The following is a 22,823-nucleotide window of genomic DNA, read 5'->3' as shown; positions in this document are numbered from 1 at the left end:
AGAGACTTCCAGCATGACGAATTCCTCCGAACAGCGCTCCCTCCCGGCTTCCATCCTGGGGATCCTCCTCGCTCTCATCGGCCTCATTCTCGCCATAGGAGGCGCATGGCTGCTGATCGAAGGCGGATCGGCCTATTATCTTCCAACCGGCCTTGCGATGATCGTTTCAGGCGTCCTGCTGCTGCGCGGGCGCATGGCGGGCGCATGGCTCTACATCGCGATTTTCGTCGTCACCCTGCTATGGGCGCTGTGGGAAGTGGGGTTGCAACCGTGGGCGCTTGTGCCGCGTGTGGTCGCGCCGCTGGTGCTGCTGATCGCGCTCCTGCTCATCATGCCGACCATGACGCGCGCGCGTCACCGGTGGCGCAACGCCGGGATCAGTGTCGCGGTGGTGCTTGTGGCTGCTTTGATCTTCGGCTGGGGTATTGCAGGCAACTATATTCCGGCCATGCAGGGCCAACTGCCCGGCAGTCGTTATGCGATGGCCGATCCGTCGCTCGGCGCGACCGGCGCCGACTGGCCCGCCTATGGCGGCACCAACAGCGCAAGGCGCTATTCGCCGCTGAACCAGATCACGCCCGCCAATGTGGCCGGTCTCCAGCGCGCATGGGCGATCCACACCGGCGACCTCCCGCAGTCGGCGCAGATCCGCAGCACCTATGGCGCGGAGAACACGCCGCTCAAGATCGGCGACACGCTCTATGTCTGCACGCCCAAAAGCATGGTGATCGCCCTGAACCCTGCAACGGGGCAGCAGAAGTGGCGCTTCGATCCCAAGGTTTCGGACGATGCCATTCCCTATACGGCCGCGTGCCGGGGCGTCAGCTATTTCGCGGTGCCGGACGCGGCAGCGAATACAGCCTGCGCGCAGCGCATCATCCTGGGCACGCTGGACGCCCGCATCATCGCGCTCGACGCCCGCTCGGGCCAACTATGCCGGGACTTCGGCCAGAACGGGCAAGTGCGGATCACCGACGGCATGGGTCAGGTGCCTCCGGGCTATGTGTCGATCAATTCGCCGCCAACGATCGTGCGCGGCACCATCGTCACTGGCCATCAGGTGCTCGACGGGCAGGACCGCTGGGCGCCTTCCGGCGTGATCCAAGCCTATGACGCCGTCACCGGCCAGATGCGCTGGGCCTGGGACATGATGCACCCGGAACGCAGCGGCCCGCCGCCCGCCGGACAGAGCTATACGCGCGGCACGCCCAATATGTGGACCATCGCATCGGGAGACGAGCAACTGGGCCTCGTCTATCTGCCGATGGGCAATGCCGCGGCGGATTATTACAGCAGCCTGCGCCGGCCGGAGGAAAACCGCTACGCTACCTCCCTCGTCGCCATCGACGTGGCGACGGGCAAGCCGCGCTGGTCGTTCCAGGCCGTTCGCAAGGATGTGTGGGATTATGATTTCGGCGCGCAGGCGACGCTGATCGACTTTCCGACTGCCCGAGGCGCAGTGCCTGCCATGGTGCTGCCCAGCAAGCAGGGCGACATCTACATCCTCGACCGGCGCACCGGGCAGCCTCTCACGCCCATCGGAACGATCCGCGCACCGGGCGGCGGGGTCGAACCCGAACAGCGCGCGCCCACGCAAATCGTCTCCCTCTATCATACATTGCGTCAGCCCGACCTGACCGAACGGAGCATGTGGGGCATGTCGCCCATCGACCAGATGATCTGCCGCATCCAGTTCCGCCGGGCGAGCTACAAGGGCTTCTTCACGCCGCCGGAGGCGGATCGCCGTTCGATCGAATATCCCGGCTATAATGGCGGCACGGACTGGGGCGGGGTCGCAGTCGATCCCGCGCGCGGTGTGATCGTCGCCAATTATAACGACATGCCCAACTATGTTCGCCTTGTCCCGCGCGCGGAAGCGAACAAGAAGGGGTGGGCGCCGCGCGATCAGGCGCGCGGGCGGATCGGCGGGGCGGAAGGCGCGGGCGATCCGCAGGCGCACACGCCCTATGCGGTCGACGTCAACGCCGGATGGCGCCTGCCCTTCACGGGCATGCTGTGCAAGCAGCCCCCTTATGGCGGTATCCGGGCCATCGACATGGCGACGGGGAAGACGATCTGGGACCGGCCCTTCGGCACGGCGCGGACCAACGGGCCATTCGGCATACCGTCCATGTTGCCGCTGACCATCGGTACGCCCAACAATGGCGGATCGGTCGTGACGGCGAGCGGCCTGATCTTCATCGCGGCCGCAACCGACAATCTGATCCGGGCCATCGACTTGCGGTCCGGGAGGACTTTGTGGACGGATACGCTGCCCGCTGGCGGTCAAGCAACGCCCATGACCTACAGCCAGAATGGCAAGCAATATCTGGTCATCATGGCCGGCGGGCATCATTTCATGGAAACGCCCATCGGTGACGAAGTGATCGCCTACGTCCTGCCCTGACATCGCTCCTGCCGTCATATTGACGCCTTCACGCTCTCGACTTTCTGTCCCCGCCGACTAAAGCTGGGGCCATGATGAAGCTGTTCATTGGCAACAAAGCCTATTCGAGCTGGTCGCTGCGCGGCTGGCTGGCGTGCAAACTATCGGGCCTCCCGTTCGAGGAAGTGGTCGTCCCCCTCTATGACGAAGCCTGGGAAAAGCGGCGCGAAGGCGATGAGTTCGCGCCTTCCTCCGGCAAGGTGCCGATCCTCTGGGACGGCGACGACATCGTCGTGTGGGACAGCCTGGCGATCATCGAATATCTGAATGAAAAGTCGGGCGGCGACCAGTTCTGGCCCGCCGATCCCGCTGCCCGCGCCATGGCTCGTTCCATGGCGGCGGAAATGCACAGCAGCTTCGCCGCGCTCCGCCGCGAGCACAGCATGAATATCCGCCAGATCTATGATGCCGTCCCGCCATCCGAAGCCGTGACGCAGGACATTGCGCGCATCATGCAACTCTGGGCACAGGCGCGCGCCCGCTATGGCGGCGAAGGCGATTTCCTGTTCGGCGCATTCGGCGCAGCCGACGTGATGTTCGCGCCGATCGTCACGCGCTTCATCACCTATCAACTCCCCGTCGCCCGCTTTGCCCAGGCCTATATGCACGCGGTCATCGCCCATCCGTGGATGCAGGAATGGATCGGCGGCGCGCAGGCGGAAGAATGGGTGATTGATCGCTTCGAGGCGCCTCCTCACAGCAGCGGCCCCGCCTGACTTTTCCTACCGCCAGACCGCCCAGCCGATCGCCGCGCCCGATGCGACGATGGCGGGCGTCACCCATTTGCCCTTGAGCCGCCAAGCGGCGAACAGGCTCGCCCCGACCAGCAGGATGGCGAACGCCCAATCCTCCGTACGGGCGAAGGTCGAAGCGCCCAACTGCAACAAAGTCGCCACGATCGTGCCGACCACCGCAGCCCCCACCCCGTCCAGAAAGCGGTGCAGCAGCGCATTTTCGACCACCGCCTCCAGTCTTTCGAAGAAGATCATGGAAAAGGCGAAGGCGGGCAGGAAAATGCCTGCCGTCACCGCGATCGCTCCGGCCCAGCCACCCGCGACATAGCCAACGAACGTTCCGAATATCACCAGCGGCGCGGGCAATGTTCCGGCCAGCGCCACGCCATCCAGAAAGGCCCCGTCGGAAATCCAGCCCCGACCCACCGTGTCGTGGCGCACGTAAGGGATGGCGGTATAGGCCCCGCCAAAGGTCAGCAATCCACCCTTCAGCCCGGTCAGGAACAACGCGACCGCTCCCGCCGCCGTCGCGCGCACCGCTTCGGCTGGCAAAGGCATACCGCCATGAGGCAGGATGAGCCATCCGCCCACGCACAGCCCGATGACCAAGACGCCAGCGAGCGGGAGGCTTCGCACACATGCATAGACCAGCCCCGTCGCCAGCAAGGGCCCCCAGAACGGCAGCCCCGCCAGCGTGGCGGTGGCGGAAATCGCCGCCAGCAAGATCAGCATCCGGTCCACCAATATATGCACCGCGATCCGCTGCACGGCGCGGGCGATCACGCCTAGCACAGCCAGTTGCACGCCCAGCAATGCGCCGTCGAACGCGCCAACACCCGCCACGAACCGCACATAGGCGAAGGCGCACAGCAGCATGAGCACGAACCCGGGCAACATGAAGCCCAGCCCCGCGAGGAAACCGCCCAGCCGACCGCGCGCCATCATGCCCATATGGACGCACAACTCGTGCGCTTCGGGCCCCGGCAATATCTGCATGACGGCCAGCAGACGGTTGAACCGCTGGCTGCTCAGCCAATGCTCCTCCTCGACCAGCGCCTGCCGGATCATCGCGATCTGCGCGACCGGGCCGCCAAAGGCCAGGCAGCCGAAGCGCAGGAACCTGATGAAAAGACCGGGAAGAGAAAGCGGCGGCGGCGAACAGGCTTTGTCTTCAGTCATGAACAGCTCCCAACCGCAAATACGCGGTTTTCAGGAGCGGACTTGGACGGCCATCGTCTGGACGGGCGCCCGCATAAGGCCCGTGGAGCCATGATAGCATCGCCATGCGAAATGAAAAGGAGCGTTCCAAGGAAAGGTGGGGAAGACGCGCAGCGCATAATAACCAAAGAAAAAGGGCCGGGCTATCGCCCGACCCTTCCTTTTTTGCGATGCTGCGCGGATCAGCCGACGATTTCTTCCGGCTTGAAGAAATAGGCGATCTCGATCGCGGCATTTTCCTCGCTGTCCGAACCATGGACCGAATTGGCTTCGATCGATTCGGCATATTCCTTGCGGATGGTGCCTTCGTCGGCATTGGCCGGGTTGGTGGCGCCCATGATGTCGCGATTGCGTTTCACGGCGTCTTCGCCTTCCAGCACCTGCACGACGACCGGGCCGGAAATCATGAAAGCGACCAGATCGGCGAAGAAGGGCCGTTCCTTATGCACGGCGTAGAAGCCTTCAGCCTGCTCGCGGCTCATGCGGATGCGCCGCGAGGCGACGACCCGCAGGCCCGCTTCTTCCAGCTTCTTGGTGACGGCGCCCGTCAGGTTGCGACGGGTCGCATCGGGCTTGATGATCGAAAAGGTGCGCGTGACGGCCATGAGACCCGGAAACTCCGAATTGTTGGGATAAGATCGCGCGCCCTTTAGACCGGGCGGCTTTCCGCTGCAAGGGGCCTGTGTTCGCCGCGCATCAGGCGACGCGGACCCATTTTCGCCCTTCCTGGCGCCAGAAGCGGGGCTCCACCCCCTCGCGCTTCGCCAGCGCCCGCCAGCTTTCCCTTGCCGACTCGATCGTGTCAGCATCGAAGAAATGAAAGGCCCGCTCGAACATCAGCGCCTCGTCCCGCCACCGCCCGTCGGCCAGCGCCACATGCCGCGCCCCATTGCCCGCCGCGCATGTTTGCGACAGCAGGATCGGCTGCATGTCCTCCTGCCCATCGCCGGCGCGGCCATGGGCGAGGAAGCTGTCGGGCGGCCCGCCCCAAAGTCCCGCGGAAATCCGGTCCAGCCTTTCCGGCTCAGCCGCCACCACCAGCAGCCGCTCCCCCAGACCCAGCACGCGCGCCGCGATGGCGGGCAGCACCTGGTCCACGGGATCACGGCTGAGCTGGTAGAAATCGACCTGCATCAGCCTTCGAACTTGTCCGCCACGAAGCGGTCGATCAAACGCACGCCATAACCGGTCGCGCCCTTGTCCCACACCGGGCCGGGTTTGTCCGCCCAGACCATGCCGGCGATGTCCAGATGCGCCCATTTGACGCCATCGTCGACGAAGCGCTGGATGAACTGCGCCGCCGTGATCGAGCCGGCGTAGCGCGACCCGATATTCTTCATGTCGGCAATCGGGCTGTCGATCAGCTTGTTATAAGCGTCCGATAACGGGAAACGCCACAGCGGATCGCCCGCAGCCTTGCCCGCGGCGATCAGGCCGTCGGCCAACCCATCGTCATTGGCGAAGATGCCCGCATATTCGCTGCCCAGCGACACGATCATCGCCCCGGTCAGCGTGGCAAGGTCCACCAATATTTCGGGATCATAGGTTTTTTGCGCCCATGTCAGCGCGTCGCACAGGACCAGGCGTCCTTCCGCATCGGTGTTGAGCACCTCGATCGTCTGTCCGGACATGGATGTCACGATGTCGCCCGGACGCTGCGCGGCGCCATCGGGCATATTTTCGACAAGGCCGCAAATGCCGACGACATGGGCCTTCGCCTTGCGCCCGGCCAGCGCCTTGATCGCGCCCGCGACCGCGCCCGCGCCGCCCATGTCCCACTTCATATCCTCCATGCCCGCGGCGGGCTTGATGGAAATGCCTCCGGTGTCGAAGGTGACGCCCTTGCCGACAAAGACCGCCGGCTTTTTCTGCGCGCCGTCCGTGCCGTCCCATTCCAGAGCCAGCAGGCGCGGCTCACGCACCGAACCCTGCGCCACGCCCAACAGCGCGCCCATGCCCAGTTCCGTCATCGCCGCCTTGTCCAGCACGGTGATCTTGACGCCCAGTTCCTTCAGATGTTGGCAACGTTCGACGAAGCTCTCCGGATAGAGGATGTTCGCCGGTTCGGACACCAGTTCGCGGGTAAAGGCAACGCCCGCCGCGAGCGCGGACAGCTTATCCCACTCCGACCCGGCATCAGCGGAAACGATCGTCACCATCTTGAGCGTCGGCTTGGCCTTTTCCGGCTGGCGCGTGCGATAGGTCTCGATCCGCCAGCCGCGCAGCAGCGCACCAAAGGCCAGCCGCGCCGCATCCTTGCCCGTAACGCCGCCGGGAAATTCAACGGCGGCATGAACCGCGCCGCTGGTCGCCAGCTTCGCGGTGAGCGCGCCGCCCGCGCGTTCCAGATCGGCTTCGCTTCCCCCGCCAATGCCCAGCAGGACGACGCGCAGCACCTTGCCGCCTTCCTCCGCGAAGCTCTCGAAACTGGTCCCTGCCTCGCCCGTGAAGCGGGCCGCGGAAGCGCCCGCGATCAATGTCGGCGATGCCGTCAGCGGCAATGTTTCAACGGCGCCTTTCGATACAGCGAACACCAGCGTATCGGCGTCGGGGCGGGAGGGGTTGAACCTGATATCCATCCTGGAACCTTTTCTTCATCTCATGTGGCCTGCGCGGACCTATGCCTGCCAGATAGGCGGCTTTCTTCGTCTGGCAAAGGCCGTTCGACCGATTTAGAGCAAAAGAGCCGCCACGACCGATTGCGGCGCGGGCAAAGCAATGCGATAGGCGACTGCAAAGAAGCGCCCGCGAAAAGGCCCCATCCTTTGCAGACGAACCGTTCTTCCTCTTTCCTCCGTGCTGCCCTGCTTGTTGGCGCCGCGCTGCCCATGCCGGTTTTTTCCGCTCATGCTCTGGCGCAGCAACTCAACGAACCGCAGACGCCGATCAGCGCGCCCGATGCCCCAGTGCCGGAAACGGACGACCAGATAGGCTTTGCCGCCGATGCGCTGGTCTATGACAGCCAGAGCGAAATCGTCACGGCCAATGGCAATGTCCAACTCCTGCGGGAAGGCAACCGGCTGCGCGCGGACAAGGTGGTGTGGAACCGCAACACGGGACAGGTGGAAGCGCAGGGCAATGTCTCCGTCACCGACCCGGAAGGCAATACCGCCTATGGCGACCGTTTCGACGTGACCGACACGCTGAAGGACGGCGCGGTCGACAATATGCTGATGGTGCTGGAATCGGGCGGACGGCTGGCCGCCGTCAAGGGCGAGCGGGTCAATGGCATCTACACGCTGCACAAGGCGGCCTATACCGGCTGTTCGGTCGAAGACAGCGATGGCTGCCCCAAGGAACCCACCTGGCAGATCAACGCCGTCAAGGTCATCTACGACCCCAATCGCCAGCGCGTGACATACAGCCGCGCGACGGTCGAACTGTTCGGTCTCCCCCTGATCCCCCTGCCGGGCTTTTCGCATCCGGTGGGCGACAATGGGGGCACGGGCCTGCTCGTCCCCAATATCCGCTATGACCGGACCAACGGCTTTGAAGTCGCGCTGCCCTATTATTTCAAACTTGCGCCCAATCGCGACCTGACCGTCACGCCGCACATTTATTCCGACACGCTGCCCATGTTGGAAACGACGTTCCGGCACCTGTGGGATCGGGGCGCCTATCAGATCACCGGCTATGTCACCCATGGGCGGCGCGTCGGCATCGCCGATACATTCCCCACCGGCATGCCCGGGTCGGAACGCGATATTCGTGGCTATATCGACGCGAGCGGCGGATTGCAGATCACGCCGGAATGGAGCGTCAACGGATCAATCCGCGTGGCCACCGACCGCACCTTCCTGCGCCGCTACGACATCAGCCGGGACGACCGCCTGCGTTCCACCCTGGGCGTGCAGAAAATTGGGACCAACAGCTATTTCTCGCTCGCGGGCTGGGCGGTGCAGACGTTGCGCGCCGGCGATTCGCAGGGAGAAACGCCGATCGCGCTGCCCGTGATGGATTATCGCCTGCGGATGGCCGACCCCCTGCTGGGCGGACGCATTCAGTTGCAGGCCAACACGCTCGCCATCACTCGCACCCATGGACAGGACACGCAGCGCGCCTTTGCCGCCTTTGAATGGAACCTCCGCAAGCTGACGGGCATGGGGCAGGAAGTCAGCTTCACCACCTATCTGCGCGGCGACGTCTATCACAGCAGCGACAATCTGCTGACCGACACGATCAGCTATCGCGGTGATCCGGGCTGGAAGGCGCGCGGCATCGCGGCGGCGGCGATCGACGTGCGCTGGCCCTTCATGGGCGAAGCCTTCGGCGGCGTGCAGCGCATCACGCCCCGCATCCAGATTGTCGCCGCGCCGCATCTGGCAAATCTGTCCGTGCCCAATGAAGACGCCCGCGCCGTCGACCTGGAGGACAGCAACCTCTTCGCGCTCAACCGTTTCGCGGGCTATGACCGGTTCGAGGATTCGACCCGCATCACCTATGGCCTGGAATATAGTCTGACTTTGCCTGATTTCACGCTGGAAAGCATCGTGGGCCAGAGCTACCGCCTCGACAGTCGGGAAAGCATTTTACCCGATGGGACCGGCCTGTCGGACCGCACCTCCGACATCGTGGGACGCACGACCGTCCGCTTCAAGGATTTCATCAGCCTTACCCATCGCTTCCGATTGGACAAGGACGGCCTGTCCATCCGCCGCAATGAAATCGACGCCACTGTCGGCAGCAGGAAAACCTATGCGATGGTCGGCTATCTGCGGCTTAATCGCAATGCAGGGCTGGCACTGGAGGATTTGCAGGATCGCGAGGAACTGCGTCTGGGCGGCCGCGTCCAATTCGCTCGCTTCTGGTCCGTGTTCGGATCGACCGTCATAGACCTTACCGACAAGAAGGAAGATCCGCTCAGTCTTGCGGACGGTTATGAACCTGTGCGTCACCGCCTCGGCATCGCTTATGAGGATGATTGCCTGACGCTGGGCCTTACCTGGCGGCGCGATTATCAGACCACCGGCGATGCGCGAAAGGGCAATGCTTTCCAACTGCGGCTGGCTTTTCGCAATATTGGCATATAAGGATCGGCGTTCCCGCCAGCGCTCAGCAGGGGTTAAGGCGGACCCGCGCATTACGCGCCGGACCGTATTGGAGAGTTTTGCCGACGATGCAGCCTGTCGTTTCCAAGTCAAATCGCATTTCCCGGGCCATTATTTCTGGCCTGCGCGCTGTTTTGCTGTCCACCGCCTCATTGGGACTGGGCGTGTCTGGCGCAACCGCTCAGACGGTGAATGACGATGACAATGTCGCAAGCCAGCAGCTCAACCTGCCCCAGGACGTCACCGTCTTCGGCAAGAGCGACCCCAATGTCCGCAAGGCGACGGCCATCGTGAACGGCCGGATCATCACGGGCACGGACGTGGACCAGCGCCTCGCCCTGATCATCGCGGCCAATGGCGGCAAGGTGTCGGACGAGGAAAAGGACAGGCTGCGCGTTCAGGTGCTTCGTAACCTGATCGACGAAACGCTTCAGATTCAGGAAGCCGCCGCCAACGACATTCGCGTAGCGCCCGAGGAAATCGAGGAAAGCTATCAGCGGGTTGCGGGCAATTTCCGTCAGTCCCCCGCTCAGTTCGACCAGTATCTGCGCGCGCAGGGCAGTGCGGCCGCCAGCATCAAGCGCCAGATCGAAGGCGAAATGGCGTGGAGCCGTCTGCTCCGCCGCAACATTCAGCCCTTCGTCAATGTGAGCGAGGAAGAGGTGAAGTCGGTCGTCGATCGCCTCAACGCCGCGAAGGGCAGCGACGAATTTCGGATCGGCGAAATTTATCTGTCCTCCACGCCCGAAAACCTGACGCAAATTCAGGCAAACGCCCGCAACATCATCGAACAGATCAAGAAGGGCGGCAGCTTCCAGGCTTATGCCCGCCAGTTTTCCGAAGCCTCCACGGCGGCGGTCGGCGGCGATCTGGGCTGGGTCCGTCCGGCACAGTTGCCCGATGCACTGGCGCAGGCCGCCAATGAAATGCAGATCGGCCAGCTTGCCGGTCCCATCGAGGTGCCCGGCGGCGTGTCGATCCTTTACGTGATGGACAAGCGCAAGGTCCTGACCGCCGATCCGCGCGATTCGCTGCTCAGCCTGAAACAGCTTTCCATCTCTTTCCCGGCAGGCACGACGAAAGAGCAGGCAAGCCAGAAGGCCGGCACTTTCGCCGAGGCCGTCAAGGGCATCAAGGGCTGTGGCCAGGCCAATGAACTGGGTGCGAAGATCGGCGCGGACGTCATCGACAATGACAATGTGAAGGTCCGTGATCTGCCGCCGCAATTGCAGGACATTCTCCTCGGCCTGCAGGTCGGCGAATCGACGCCTCCGTTCGGTTCCATCAATGACGGCGTGCGCGTGCTGATATTGTGCGGCCGTGACGATGCCGCCGCTGGCGGCGCGCCCAGCGCCGATCAGATCATGGCGCAGATGGAAGAGGAACGGGTCAACAAGCGCGCCCGCATCTACCTGCGCGATCTGCGACGCGATGCCATTATCGAATATAACTGATCCCGCCGGCCTGCCGCCCTTCGCCGTTTCACTCGGCGATCCGGCGGGGATCGGGCCGGAAATCGTCGCCAAAAGCTGGGTCATGCGCGAAGCGCGCGGCCTGCCGCCCTTTTTCGCGGTAGGCGACGCGGCGTCCCTGCGCGCGGTGTGGCTCGGCCCCATCGCAACCATCAGCACGCCGCAGGAAGCGGCCGAAGCCTTCGGTTCCGCCCTGCCGTGCCTTCAGGTCGTCGAAGCGGGCGAGATCGCGCCCGGCAATCCCAGCATCGACGGCGCGCGCACCGCGCTGCAAGCACTGGAAGTCGCCGTTGGCCTCGCCCGCAGTGGATCGGCGGCGGGCATAGTGACCGCGCCGGTGGGCAAGGAACAGCTTTACGGCGTCGGCTTCGCTCATCCGGGACAGACCGAATTTGTCGCCGAACGATGCGGCGTGGCGCCGCATAATGCCGTCATGATGCTGGCCGGACCGTCGCTGAAGGTGGTGCCCATCACCATCCACATCCCTTTGGCGGAGGTGTCCGCCGCCCTCACCATCGACCTGATCCGCGCCCGCGCGCTGACCACGGCCAAAGGGTTGCACCGCAATTTCGGCATCGCCCGCCCGCGCCTTGTGGTCGCTGGCCTCAACCCCCATGCGGGCGAAGGCGGCGCGCTTGGCCGTGAGGAAATCGACATCATCGGCCCCGCCGTCGAATCGCTGCGAGCGGAAGGGCTGGATATTCGCGGCCCCTTCGCAGCCGATGGCCTGTTTCATTCCCGCGCCCGCGAAAGCTATGACGCGGCGCTTTGCATGTATCATGATCAGGCGCTGATCCCGCTCAAGACACTGCATTTCGATGATGGGGTCAACATGACGCTGGGCTTGCCGATCGTCCGCACATCGCCCGATCATGGCACCGCCTTTGGCATTGCGGGCACCGACAGCGCCAATCCGGGGGCGATGATGGCCGCTCTCAAAATGGCCGCTGAAGCTGCTCGCGCCCGCCTGACGCATGACGGCTGATCTCTGTCCGCCCCTCCCCCCCCTGCGCGAAGTCATCGCCGCGCACGGGCTTCAGGCGAGCAAGGCGCTCGGCCAGAATTTCCTGCTGGACGAGCAACTTCTGGACCGCATCGCTGCCATTCCCGGCCCGCTGAAAGGACAGGCCGCGTTCGAGGTCGGCCCCGGTCCCGGCGGTCTCACCCGCGCCATCCTGCGCGCGGGCGCGCACCTGGTCGCGGTGGAACGGGACGCCCGCTGCCTTCCCGCGCTGGCCGAGTTGGAGGTGGCCTTCCCCGGACAGCTTCGCGTGATCTCCGGCGACGCCATGGAGGTCGACGCGCACGCCGAGGCGGGCAAGAACCCCCATATCATCGCCAACCTGCCCTATAATATCGGCACCGCGCTGCTGATCGGCTGGTTGTCGGCGGGCTGGAGCCCGGCGCCCTGGTGGACCTCTCTCACGCTCATGTTCCAGATGGAGGTCGCCGAACGCATCGTCGCAAAGCCGGGCGGCGATCATTATGGCCGCCTTGCCGTGCTGGCCCAGTGGCGCTCGGACGCGCGCATCGCGATGAAGGTGCACCGAAGCGCCTTCACTCCGCCGCCCAAGGTCATGTCGGCGGTGGTTCACATCACGCCCAAGGCTGCGCCGGAAGGGGTATCGCTCAAGCATCTCGAACGGCTGACCGCCGCCGCCTTCGGGCAACGCCGCAAGATGCTGCGCCAGAGCCTGAAAGGGTTACCCGGCGGGCTGGATGCGCTGGCGGCCGTCGGCATCGATCCCCAACGCCGCGCCGAAACGGTCAGTGTCGAGGAATTTGTCGAGATCGCCCGCCATCTGGGCCAGATGCAGGCATAAGCGACGGCGGCTCCTGCAAGCCGCCTCCACCGCCCATCAATGCACCGCAGACGTATCGACCACCTCACCGGTTGGCTTGGGCGCCAGCCAGACGAGGGCGGCGGCGATAAACAGCAATATCATCGCCAGGAAGAACACATAGTTCATGGAGATGACCATCGATTGCTGATCGACCAGATTGGAGATGTATTGCCGCGTCTCTTCCAGGGAAAAGCCGCTTGCACCCAGTTGCGCCTGCACATCGCCCGCCTGGAGCGTGGACGCCATTTCATTGCGCGCCACCCGCTGCCCGTCGCCCCATATCGTCAGCACGAGAGAGGTGGAAATCGCGATCGCCATGGTCCGCAGGAAATTCTGCATGCCCGCGGCCGATGCCGTTTCCGATGGTTCCACCGAACTCAAAGTCAGCGTCGTCAGCGGGATCATGAAGAAGGGCATGGCGAACCCCTGAAAGATCTGCGGCATGGACAAAGTCCAGAAATCGGCGCCTGTGGTCCAGTGCGCGCGCCAGAACGCCGCCAAACCCAACCACGCCGCCCCACCGGATATCATGATCCGCACGTCCACGCTTCCGATCATGCGGCCCGCAATGGGCGCGGTTATCAGCGCCGTCATCGCGGTAAAGGCCGTGACGATACCCGCCGAGGTCGCCGTATAGCCCATGGAAAGCTGGAGCCATTGCGGCACCACGACGATGCTGGCGAAATAGGCGCCGAAACACAGCGCTAGCGTAAACACGCCGGACGAAAAGCCGGCATGGCGGAACACGCGCAGATCGACGATGGGATGTTCCTCCGTCAGTTCCCATATGATGAAGACGAGGAAACCGACTCCCGCCATTATCGCCAGGATGACGATCAGCGGATCGCCAAACCAGTCCCGGTCCCGCCCAATGTCCAGCATGATCTGAAGGCACCCGATCCAGAAGATCAGCAAAGCCAGACCGGCGAAGTCGATCGGCAGCTTTTGTGTTTCGGTTTCCACCGGCTTCAGCAGCGCGGCGGCCGCCATGATGCACAACGCCGCGATCGGCAGGTTGATGAAGAAGATCCAGTGCCAGCTCCAATTGTCGCTGATATAACCGCCAACGATCGGACCCATGGCAGGCCCTAGCAGCGTCGTCATGGCCCATATGCTCATGATCCCGCCGCGCTGTTCGGGTGGGAATATCCGCATCAGCAGCGTCTGCGACATCGGCATGATCGGTCCGCCGCACAGGCCCTGCCCGATCCGGCACATGACGATCATGCCCAGCGACATCGACAGACCGCACAGCAGGGAAAACAGGCCGAAACCCATCATGCTTACCATAAAGACGCGCACGACGCCGAAGCGCTGCGCCAGCCATCCGGTCAGCGGCACACAGATCGCTTCCGCCACGGCATAGGATGTGATGATCCACGTCCCCTGATCGGGCGTGATGCCAAGATTGCCGGCAATATGCGGCACCGACACATTGGCGATGGTCAGGTCCAGCACGACCATGAAGTTGCTCAGCGCCAGCACCAGCCCCGCCAACAGGCGTTTGCGCGGTGACAGGAGCGAGAATGTATCTTCAGAGCCGCTCACGGGCCTTCTCCTCAATCGCCCGAAATGTCGACGTCAACTTCCATGGACAGCCCTACCCGCAGGGGATGTTCAGCCAGTTCCTTGGGATCAAGGGCAATGCGGATCGGCAGGCGTTGAACCACCTTGATCCAGTTGCCGGTCGCATTTTGGGCCGGGATCAGCGACATGGACGATCCGGTCCCGCCCGCAAAACCGATGATCCGCCCGTGATAGACGACGCCGCTGCCGTAAATGTCCGCCGTCAGTTCAGCTGGCATGCCCACCTTCACATAGCGTAGCTGACGTTCCTTGAAATTGGCGTCGACATAGACCTGCGTAATCGGAACGATGGTCATGATCGGGCTGCCCTGCGTCACCCGCTGGCCGACCTGCACCTGCCGCTTTGTCACGACGCCATCGACCGGCGCGCGAATGATAGTGCGATCAAGGTCCAGTTGCGCGCTGTCGAGCTTCGCCTTGGCCGCGAGCACGGCGGGATCGGTGTCCTCCGTCGATCCTTTCACCAGCGCGTCATTGGCGGCCAGCTCTCCGGCAGCCGCTACACGAGTCGCCTGCGCCTGCGCCACACCCGCACGAGCCAGGTCGAGCGCCGCTTTCGCCGCCGCATAACCCTTGCGCGCGCTGGTCAGTTCATCGCCCGACACCGCGCCATCCGGCGCCAGCGCCTCACGCCGCTGCAAATCCACCCGCGCCTTCTCGAAATCCGCTTGCGCGGTGGCAAGCTGCGCCTGCGCCTGCGCGATGTCGGCGCCTCTCGCCGTTACCTGCGCGGACAAGGCACCGCTTGTGGCCGACGTCTGCCGGAACCGGCGGCGCGCTTCGGCGAGATCGGCCTGTGCCTGCTCCACCGCGATGCGCGCATTGGTGGGGTCCAGCTTCACCAATATGTCGCCCTTTTTCACGGCCTGCGTGTCGGTGACATTGACCTCTATCGCCTGCGCGGAGATCAGCGGCGTCACCTGCGCGACCTCGGCGTTCACATAGGCATTGTCGGTGCTGACATGATTGCGCCCAACCAGCACATACCACATGCCATAGAGCGCCCCCAGCACCAGCACGGCGATCAGCAGGCGAAGCAGCCATTTCCGGCGCGTCGCCATCCGCTTTTCCTGATCGACGTCGGGGGTCTGATCCGTCTCGGCAGTGAATTCCTGGGTGGCGTCAGCCATTGGGTCGGTCCTTGGGAATAGCGTCGCTTGCGGCAAAACCGCCGCCCAGCGCACGAATAAGGGCGATGTCGAGCGAAAAGGCGCTCGCTTCCAGTTCCGCGACGGACTGGCGCGCGGACAATAACTGGTCCTCCACGTTCAGCACGTCAAGATAGGTGGAAAGCCCACCGTCATAGCGTTTGCGCGCGATGGCATAGGCTTCCTCCGATGCGATCATCGCGGCACGGGCATCTCCCAACCGCTGGTCGAGCGCCCGGCGGCTGGTGACTGCATCGGCCACCTGCTGATAGGCGGCCAGCACCGTCTTGTCATAGGCTGCAACGGCCTCGTCATAGGCGCCCCGCGCCCCGCGATACTGCCCCTGCAACGCGCCGCCGTGGAATATCGGCAAGCTGATGGCGGGGCCGACATTGCCGAACAGGGAATCCTTGTCGAACAAGGTGTTGGCAAAGGGTTTTGCATTGCCAGACGGCTGCGTGCCGCTGAATATCGTCTCATATCCCAGCGATTGCACGCCCACCAGCGCGCTCAGCCGGATCGCGGGGAAGAAGTCGGCCCGCGCTACCTTGATCCGCTTGGCGGCGGCCTCCGTGCGGGCGAGCGCAGCGGCAATGTCGGGACGGCGCGCCACCAGATTGGTCGTGACATCGGCGGGAAGGCCCAACGGCTCCAGGCCGTCCACCTGCGGCCGGACAATCTCCAGCCCGCGATCCGGTCCCGCGCCGATCAGCGCCGCAATTTGATGCTGGCGCAATTCTATCGCCATTTTCGCGGCGGCCAGTTGCGCCTTGGCCGTCGATACTGTCGCGTCGGCCTGCCGCGCGCTGCCCCGGGTTTCCAGACCATTGCTCAGGCGGTCGGCCACCAGCTTGCGGCTCGCCAGCCGGATGTCCAGCGCCCGCTGTTGAATATCGGCTTCATCATAGAGCCGGGAGAGATCGGCATAGGCGTCCGCAATGCCCGTCGTCAGCGCCAGCCGGGCCTGCTGCGCGTCGATTTCCGCCGCCCGCGCTTCCGACGTCGCGGCGGCCAGCGCAGCGCGATTCCTGCCCCACAGATCGAGGTCCAGCCCGAAATTCAGCCCGACTTGCCCTGTACCTAGCCAACCCCTGGGCACAAATTCCTTGGGCATGCCCATATTATAACTTTGCTTGGTTGCGCCCGCCTTTGCATCCAGATCGACCGAAGGCAGCAGCGGCGCGCCCGCCTGCTGCGCCATGGCCTGCGCCTGCCGGAAACGCGCGGCGGCGGCCGCCATGTCGGGTGCGTTACGCAACCCTTCTTCGATCAGGGCGGTTAGTTGCGGGTCGCCATAAGCCGTCCACCAACCCTCGCCCGGCCATGCGCGCGCATCGGCTGCCAGACTGCGTGTAGCGGCCACGCTTTGCGCCGAACGAACTTCCGGTTTCTGCCCCAGATCGGGCACCGCCGCACACGCCGTCAGCGCGGCCGCCACAAATGTGGCCAGCGCGCCGCGAACCGGGAAAGGACGACGACTCATGGGCATATCAAACCGTACCATCTAGTATGAAAATGGCCCTTGCCCCCGCTGCATGCCCTTGTCAACGAAAATATCATACTCTATGGTACGGTTATGTCGACCGGTTCGCTGTCATCCGTACTGACCCGCCGAGAGGCCCGCCGCCGGGACCGGCGCGACGCCATTTTGAACGTGGCCGCGCAATATTTTCTGGAAAATGGTTATGCCGGCACCACAATGTCGGGGATAGCGGCCACGCTGGGAGGGTCAAAGGGGACGCTCTGGAATCACTTCCCTTCCAAGGAAGAACTGTTCGCCTCCGTGCTGGAACAGGTAACGACGGCCTATCGCGCTCATCTTTCCAAAATCCTCGATGCATGCGGCGATCTGGAAACGACGTTGCGCCGGGTGTCCCTCAGCCTGCTGGAAAAGGTAACATCGCCCCAGGCCATTGCGCTGCACAGGCTGGTTTCGTCCGAAGCAGGGCGTTTCCCCGAAATGGGCAGGATCTTCTATGAACGCGCACCGCGCCTGAGCCGGGCATTGATCGCCGACTTTCTGTCGGGCGCCATGGAACGAGGACATTTGCGGAAAGCCGATCCGCAGGCCGCTGCGCGCGCCCTTACGGCGCTGGTGATGTGCAGATGCCATCAGGAATTGCTGGTGGGTCAGATTGTGACCGCAACGCCGGAAATGATAGCGGCCGATGCCGATTTCGCGGTCGACATCTTCCTGCGCGCCTATGCACCCGTTAAACCGAAGTCGGACTGATCGCGCACGCCGCTGCATTAACCATTTCTTTGCGCGCCGCTCCTATCCTTCCTTCAGGCTAAGGATGGGATGCCATGCAGATTTTCAGACGCAGCCAGCGCAACGGCACGCGCAATCCGATGGATGAAGGCGCTCCGCGTATCGAGCGGCGGCTGCGTATCCTCATCGTTGACGAAAATCCCATGGCGCGCGCGGTCATAGCCCGTCGTCTTTCCCATCTGGGCTATGATGTGGGACTGGCGGAGAATGGACTGACAGCGCTCAGCCTGCTCATCACGCGGCCGGTCGACATCATTCTGCTCGACATGGGTTTGACGATGCTGCCCGCCGTCGCGACGATGGACAAGATTCGCGCGTCGGCGCTGTCCCCCCATGCCTGTTTCGTGACCATGGCAGGTCGCCTCGAACGACCGCTGGCGGTAGAGGCATTGGCAGCCGGAGCGGACGACCATATCGCCAAACCGCTGGATTTCGACCTCCTCGACGCCCGCCTGCGGCATCTATGCGTCCGGGCGGAAGAGGTGGGCGCGCTTAACCGCCACAATGCGGAACTCGATGCCCGCATCGCCCGCCGCGCGGTGGAACTGGGGGAAACGCGCGAAGCCCTGAATGAATTGCAGGCCGACCGCGCTCGCCTCGTCTCCTCGATACAGGCTCTGCATGACGAGATCGCAAGGCTGAACGCGGCGCGCCACTAACAACGCCGCTCTGCCATCTCCAGCCAGAGAGTCAGCCCTTGCTCCTGCCCATGGGGCTTCGCATCCGCGATGATCCGCGCTGCGTCAGCGCGGGCGCGATCCAATATCGCTACCGGGACATCCGGCTTATGGTAGATTCGGTCCGCCGCGCCCAGCAGCCGCGCCGTCCGCAGCGTCAGATCATCGGGATCGGTGGAAGCAAGGCGGATCGCCACCAGCCCGCGTGCGTCCCGGTCAATGTCTCCCGCCAGCCAGGTCGCCACGCTCTTGTCCGCATCGCCCTGCAACGGGTCGATCGGCCCGCCCTCGGCCAGGCCAGCATCAATGGCGTGCCGCCGCGCCGCCGCATCGGGCCATCGCATCCGAATCGCTTCCCGCGCTTCAAATAATGCCGTCGCCAAAGCCCCCAGCCGCGCGGGCAGCAGCGTCTCGATCCGTTGCCGCAAGGCTTTCGCCAGCCCTGCCGAAGCGCCACCCGTCCCGACGGCGATCAGCACCGGGTCGCGATCCACAATGGCAGGCAAGGTGAAGTCGCACAGTTCCGGCCGATCAGTCGCGTTCACCAGCACGCCCCGTCCCTTGAGCCGCGCCACGGCCGCTTCATCCCCATTCGCGACGATGGCAAGGGCAGCCTCCGCCTCTTCCCCCACGACACGCGCCCCGGCCCGCTCCAGCAGCCGTCTCTTGGCGTCCGCCGCCTCACCCTCGCCGATCAGGATCACGGCCCGTCCGCGTAATCGCAGAAAGACGGGCAGGCTGTGCATCAGTCTCTGACCCAATCGGGGATGCTGTCCCCGGCAATCAACGTCTCGATCGGCGGACGCGCGCGCACCACGGCCCATTTGTCGCCCGACACCAGCACTTCGGGCGTCAGCGCGCGGCTGTTATAGGTGCTCGCCATGGTCGCGCCATAGGCCCCCGCCGTCATGAAGGCGACCAGATCGTCCGCCTGCACCACATCCATGTCGCGATGCATCGCAAAGGTATCGCCCGTCTCGCACACCGGCCCCACCACATTGGCAGCCCCCCTGCTGCCGGCGGGCTGCACGGCGCGAATATCATGCCATGCATCATAGAGGCTGGGCCGCAACAGGTCGTTCATCGCCGCATCGACGATCACGAAAGGCGCTTGCGCGCCCTGCTTCACCCGCACCACGCGCGACAGCAGAGCACCCGCATTGCCGACGATCACGCGTCCCGGCTCGAACATCAGGCGGACGTTCCATCCCTGCGTCACCTCAGTCACCATCGCGCCATAGTCGGCGGGGCTGGGCGGCACGGGCTTGGACGGATCATAGGGCACGCCAAGCCCGCCGCCCAGATCGGCGGTGCGAATGTCATGCCCTGCCTCCCGCAGCTTGCCGATCAGCGCGCCGACCTTGACGAAGGCCGCCTCCAACGGCGCGAGATCGGTCAGTTGGCTGCCGATGTGCACCGCCACGCCCTGCACGTCCAAACCGGGCAGATCACGCGCCGCCGCATAGGAATCCAGCGCCCGGTCATAGGGGATGCCGAACTTGTTCTCCGACTTGCCGGTCGAAATCTTGGCATGGGTGCCTGCATCCACGTCCGGGTTGATGCGATAGGCCACCGGCGCGCGCTTGCCCATGGAAAGGGCCACGTCGGAGAGCATCTCCGCTTCCGGTTCGCTTTCCAGATTGAACTGGAAAATACCATGCTCCAGCGCCAGCCGCATTTCATCGGCCGTCTTGCCCACGCCCGAAAAGACGATGCGGTCGGCGGGTATCCCCGCCGCGATGGCGCGCAGCAATTCTCCGCCCGAAACCACGTCCGCGCCCAGCCCCAATTTCGCGAGCGTCGCCAGCACCGCCGCATTGGGATTGGCCTTCACCGCAAAGGCGATCAACGGATTGTCGAGCGCGCTCAGCGCATCGCGAAACACGCCGACATGGCGCGTCAGCGTCGCGGTCGAATAGACATAGACCGGCGTGCCCACGGCATCGGCAATCGCGGCCATGGGCACCTGCTCCACATGCATGGCGCCGTCCAGATAATCGAAATGGTCCAAGGTGTCTTTGTCCTGTCGGGGCTTATTGCGGGTCGCGTTCGGGCGGCAGGTCGAACTCGTCGTCGCTGCGCTGGCGCGATTGCGTCAGCAGTTCGACATTGCGTTCGGGCCGCGCCTGTGTCGAAGGTGTGGTCAGATCCTGCGCGGTCGGGGCCGTCGCCGCGCCCACCGGCACGGCGGGCAGCCTCTGCCCCTCAATGGGCTTGAGCGGCTGACGTCCGCCGCAGGACGCCAGCACCAGAGCCAGAGCCGCCAGAGCCAGCCCTCTGTGCAACCTGATCGTCATGCTTCCTTCTCCCGCCTGGCTTGCGCGATCCGCGCCCGCACCTGTTCCGGCGCGGTGCCGCCGTGGCTTTTCCGGCTGGCGACCGATGCGTCGACCGTCAGCACCGCATAAATGCGCTCATCTATGCGCGGATCAATGGCTTTCAGCGTCTCGATGGGCAGGTCGGCCAATGACGCCCCCGCATCCTCCGCCGCCGCCACAGCGCGCCCGGTAATATGATGCGCCTCACGGAAGGGCACGTCCGCCTCCCGCACCAGCCAGTCGGCCAAGTCCGTCGCCGTCGCAAAACCGCTTTCCGCCAGTGCGCGCATCCGATCCGTGCGGAACGTGACGGTTTCGATCATCCCGGTCATCGCCGCGATGGAAAGGCCCAGCAGGTCATGCGCCTCGAACACCGGCGGCTTGTCGTCCTGCATATCCTTGGAATAGGCGAGCGGCAGGCCCTTCATCGTGACGCAGAGCGCATTCATGCAACCCATGATCCGCCCCGCATGGCCGCGCACCAGTTCGGCTGCGTCGGGATTGCGCTTCTGCGGCATGATGGAGCTGCCCGTCGAATAGGCGTCAGGCAGCTTCACGAAACCAAAGGGCTGGCTCGCCCAGATGATGAACTCCTCGGCCAGGCGCGAAAGATGCAACGCCACTTGCGTCGCCGCCATCAGATAGTCGAGCGCAAAGTCCCGATCCGAAACGCTGTCGAGGCTGTTGTCGGTCGGCTTGGCGAAACCCAACGCCGCCGCCGTCGCATGGCGGTCGATGGGAAAGCCCGTCCCGGCAAGCGCCGCCGCACCCAGCGGACATTCGTTCATTCGCACGCGCGCATCGGCAAAACGGCTGCGGTCGCGGCGGATCATTTCATGATAGGCCATCAGATGATGCCCGAGCGTCACTGGCTGCGCGGATTGCAGATGCGTGAAACCCGGCATCACCGCACCGGCATGCTCCTCGGCCCGCGCCAGCAAGACAAGCTGAAGCGCCGCCAGCCCCGCGCCCACCTCATCCATCGCATCGCGCACCCACAGGCGGAAATCGGTCGCCACCTGATCATTGCGCGACCGCGCCGTGTGCAGCCGTCCCGCCACCGGGCCGATCAATTCGGCCAACCGCGACTCCGTGACCATGTGAATGTCTTCCAGGTCGAGGTCGACCGGCACGCCGTCCGCTTCATATTCCGCCGCGATGCGGTTCAGTCCCTCAGTGATCGCTTGCGCGTCATCGCCATCGACGATGCCCTGCTTCGCCAGCATCGCGACATGCGCCTTGGACCCGGCGATGTCCTGCTTCCACAATCGCTTGTCGAATGGGATGGAGGCATTTATCTCCCGCATGATCGAAGCCGGACCCGCCGCGAAGCGTCCGCCCCACATGCTGTTGGAGCCTTCTCCCGTGCGAACTTCCTTACCCTGCGTAATGACACTGCTCCTGCTGGCCAGCCTTGCCGCGTGCGATAGGCAATCACCGCCCGCGGGGCAAGCGGCAGCGAACGGCGAAGCGCCCGCGCCGATCACCAGCGGCGAAGCAACCGGCTCCTCGGCAAGCGGCAAGGGCGAATTCAGCTATACACTGGATCGGTCCAAGGCCGGAACCCCCGCGCCGGACCTGACTTTCCAGACGCTGGATGGCAATGACACGACCTTGCCGGATTTCGCCGGAAAACCGTTGCTGGTCAATCTCTGGGCAACATGGTGCGCGCCCTGCGTCGCGGAAATGCCGACGCTGGATGCGGTCGCCGCCGCCTATGGGCCCAAGGGGCTGAGCGTCGTTGCCGTTTCGCAAGACAGCCAGGGCGGAAAAATCGTGCAGCCCTTCTTCGCGAAACAGGGCTTCAGGCACCTGAAAAGCTGGATAGACCCTGAAAACCAGCTTGGCTTCCACTATGCCACCGGCATGTTGCCCACCACCATCCTCTACGACGCGCAGGGCAAGGAGGTCGCCCGCGTCATCGGCGCAATGGACTGGAACGGCAAGGAAGCCCACGCCCTGATCGCCGAGGCCATGCAATCCTGACCTGTTCCGCCGCGAGGCATATGCGGCGTCAAGCCCACCTCTGCAACTTTCGCATGGTGAGCCTCGCAGCGAC

20 protein-coding genes are annotated in these 22,823 nt (G+C 64.3%); 9 read left to right on the top strand and 11 right to left on the bottom strand.

Features of this window, described 5'->3' with window-relative positions:
* Positions 1–13: 13 nt before the first annotated feature.
* Together ATN00_RS08135 and ATN00_RS08130 are read left to right on the top strand one after the other, a co-directional pair.
* Entirely contained in the window at positions 14–2,407 is a 2,394-nt protein-coding gene (locus tag ATN00_RS08135; RefSeq protein WP_062063797.1) for a membrane-bound PQQ-dependent dehydrogenase, glucose/quinate/shikimate family, read from the top strand.
* Positions 2,408–2,478: 71 nt separating this feature from the next.
* Positions 2,479–3,162, top strand: a complete 684-nt coding sequence (locus tag ATN00_RS08130) for a glutathione S-transferase family protein (protein WP_197413700.1) — start codon at positions 2,479–2,481, stop codon at positions 3,160–3,162.
* A 6-nt stretch (positions 3,163–3,168) separates the two neighbouring features.
* Here ATN00_RS08130 and chrA read toward each other — a convergent pair whose 3' ends face one another.
* The 4 genes from chrA to ATN00_RS08110 form a co-directional block, all read right to left on the bottom strand.
* Entirely contained in the window at positions 3,169–4,359 is a 1,191-nt protein-coding gene (gene chrA, locus ATN00_RS08125; RefSeq protein ID WP_062063796.1) for a chromate efflux transporter, read from the bottom strand.
* A gap of 221 nt (positions 4,360–4,580) precedes the next feature.
* Positions 4,581–5,003: a nucleoside-diphosphate kinase gene (gene ndk / locus ATN00_RS08120; protein WP_062063794.1), complete on the bottom strand. Its 423-nt coding sequence runs from the start codon at positions 5,001–5,003 to the stop codon at positions 4,581–4,583.
* A gap of 91 nt (positions 5,004–5,094) precedes the next feature.
* Positions 5,095–5,532, bottom strand: a complete 438-nt coding sequence (locus ATN00_RS08115) for a DNA polymerase III subunit chi (RefSeq protein WP_062063792.1) — start codon at positions 5,530–5,532, stop codon at positions 5,095–5,097.
* Positions 5,532–6,977: a leucyl aminopeptidase gene (locus ATN00_RS08110; RefSeq protein ID WP_062063791.1), complete on the bottom strand. Its 1,446-nt coding sequence runs from the start codon at positions 6,975–6,977 to the stop codon at positions 5,532–5,534. Before ATN00_RS08110 ends, ATN00_RS08115 begins: the two co-directional genes overlap by 1 nt.
* Positions 6,978–7,226: 249 nt before the next feature.
* On the opposite strand from ATN00_RS08110, the gene ATN00_RS08105 reads away from it, so the two are divergent.
* The 4 genes from ATN00_RS08105 to rsmA all read left to right on the top strand — a co-directional run bounded on the left by ATN00_RS08105 (position 7,227) and on the right by rsmA (position 12,741).
* Positions 7,227–9,428, top strand: a complete 2,202-nt coding sequence (locus ATN00_RS08105) for an LPS-assembly protein LptD (protein ID WP_082635312.1) — start codon at positions 7,227–7,229, stop codon at positions 9,426–9,428.
* An 86-nt stretch (positions 9,429–9,514) separates the two neighbouring features.
* Entirely contained in the window at positions 9,515–10,900 is a 1,386-nt protein-coding gene (locus ATN00_RS08100) for a peptidylprolyl isomerase (protein WP_062063789.1), read from the top strand.
* A complete protein-coding gene (gene pdxA / locus ATN00_RS08095; protein ID WP_062063787.1) occupies positions 10,878–11,903 on the top strand; it encodes a 4-hydroxythreonine-4-phosphate dehydrogenase PdxA in 1,026 nt (341 codons plus the stop codon). Before ATN00_RS08100 ends, pdxA begins: the two co-directional genes overlap by 23 nt.
* Complete coding sequence (gene rsmA, locus ATN00_RS08090) at positions 11,893–12,741, top strand: 16S rRNA (adenine(1518)-N(6)/adenine(1519)-N(6))-dimethyltransferase RsmA (protein WP_062063785.1); 849 nt, start codon at positions 11,893–11,895, stop codon at positions 12,739–12,741. The genes pdxA and rsmA overlap by 11 nt, the downstream gene beginning before the upstream one ends.
* Before the next feature lie 36 nt (positions 12,742–12,777).
* On the opposite strand, the gene ATN00_RS08085 is transcribed toward rsmA, so the two are convergent.
* Genes ATN00_RS08085 through ATN00_RS08075 form a run of 3 tightly spaced genes read right to left on the bottom strand, consistent with a single transcriptional unit; the run spans position 12,778 to position 16,986 of the window.
* Positions 12,778–14,310, bottom strand: a complete 1,533-nt coding sequence (locus tag ATN00_RS08085) for a DHA2 family efflux MFS transporter permease subunit (protein ID WP_062063783.1) — start codon at positions 14,308–14,310, stop codon at positions 12,778–12,780.
* Positions 14,311–14,321: 11 nt separating this feature from the next.
* A complete protein-coding gene (locus tag ATN00_RS08080; protein WP_062063781.1) occupies positions 14,322–15,479 on the bottom strand; it encodes an EmrA/EmrK family multidrug efflux transporter periplasmic adaptor subunit in 1,158 nt (385 codons plus the stop codon).
* The gene (locus ATN00_RS08075; RefSeq protein WP_062063779.1) at positions 15,472–16,986 is read right to left on the bottom strand and encodes an efflux transporter outer membrane subunit; all 1,515 of its coding nucleotides are present in this window, start codon (positions 16,984–16,986) and stop codon (positions 15,472–15,474) included. Before ATN00_RS08075 ends, ATN00_RS08080 begins: the two co-directional genes overlap by 8 nt.
* Positions 16,987–17,073: 87 nt before the next feature.
* Between ATN00_RS08075 and ATN00_RS08070 the strand changes: the two genes are divergently transcribed.
* Positions 17,074–17,730: a TetR/AcrR family transcriptional regulator gene (locus ATN00_RS08070; protein ID WP_062068543.1), complete on the top strand. Its 657-nt coding sequence runs from the start codon at positions 17,074–17,076 to the stop codon at positions 17,728–17,730.
* 74 nt (positions 17,731–17,804) lie between these two features.
* A complete protein-coding gene (locus tag ATN00_RS08065; RefSeq protein ID WP_062063777.1) occupies positions 17,805–18,428 on the top strand; it encodes a response regulator in 624 nt (207 codons plus the stop codon).
* Here ATN00_RS08065 and ATN00_RS08060 read toward each other — a convergent pair.
* From ATN00_RS08060 to argH, 4 genes are read right to left on the bottom strand one after another with little or no spacing between them, the layout of a single operon-like run.
* The gene (locus ATN00_RS08060) at positions 18,425–19,192 is read right to left on the bottom strand and encodes a precorrin-2 dehydrogenase/sirohydrochlorin ferrochelatase family protein (RefSeq protein WP_062063775.1); all 768 of its coding nucleotides are present in this window, start codon (positions 19,190–19,192) and stop codon (positions 18,425–18,427) included. The genes ATN00_RS08065 and ATN00_RS08060 overlap by 4 nt on opposite strands.
* The gene (gene lysA / locus ATN00_RS08055) at positions 19,192–20,457 is read right to left on the bottom strand and encodes a diaminopimelate decarboxylase (protein ID WP_062063774.1); all 1,266 of its coding nucleotides are present in this window, start codon (positions 20,455–20,457) and stop codon (positions 19,192–19,194) included. Before lysA ends, ATN00_RS08060 begins: the two co-directional genes overlap by 1 nt.
* Before the next feature lie 22 nt (positions 20,458–20,479).
* On the bottom strand, positions 20,480–20,743 hold the full coding sequence (locus ATN00_RS08050; RefSeq protein WP_062063772.1) for a hypothetical protein: 264 nt from the start codon (positions 20,741–20,743) through the stop codon (positions 20,480–20,482).
* On the bottom strand, positions 20,740–22,110 hold the full coding sequence (gene argH, locus ATN00_RS08045; RefSeq protein ID WP_062063770.1) for an argininosuccinate lyase: 1,371 nt from the start codon (positions 22,108–22,110) through the stop codon (positions 20,740–20,742). Before argH ends, ATN00_RS08050 begins: the two co-directional genes overlap by 4 nt.
* Positions 22,111–22,153: 43 nt before the next feature.
* On the opposite strand from argH, the gene ATN00_RS08040 reads away from it, so the two are divergent.
* Positions 22,154–22,750 (top strand): TlpA family protein disulfide reductase, encoded by a 597-nt coding sequence (locus ATN00_RS08040; RefSeq protein WP_062063768.1) that lies wholly within the window; start codon positions 22,154–22,156, stop codon positions 22,748–22,750.
* Positions 22,751–22,823 lie beyond the last annotated feature (73 nt).

This window comes from Sphingobium baderi (genome assembly GCF_001456115.1).
GTDB classification, from domain to species: Bacteria; Pseudomonadota; Alphaproteobacteria; order Sphingomonadales; family Sphingomonadaceae; genus Sphingobium; species Sphingobium baderi_A.
This window is presented reverse-complemented; position numbering and strand designations above follow the sequence as displayed.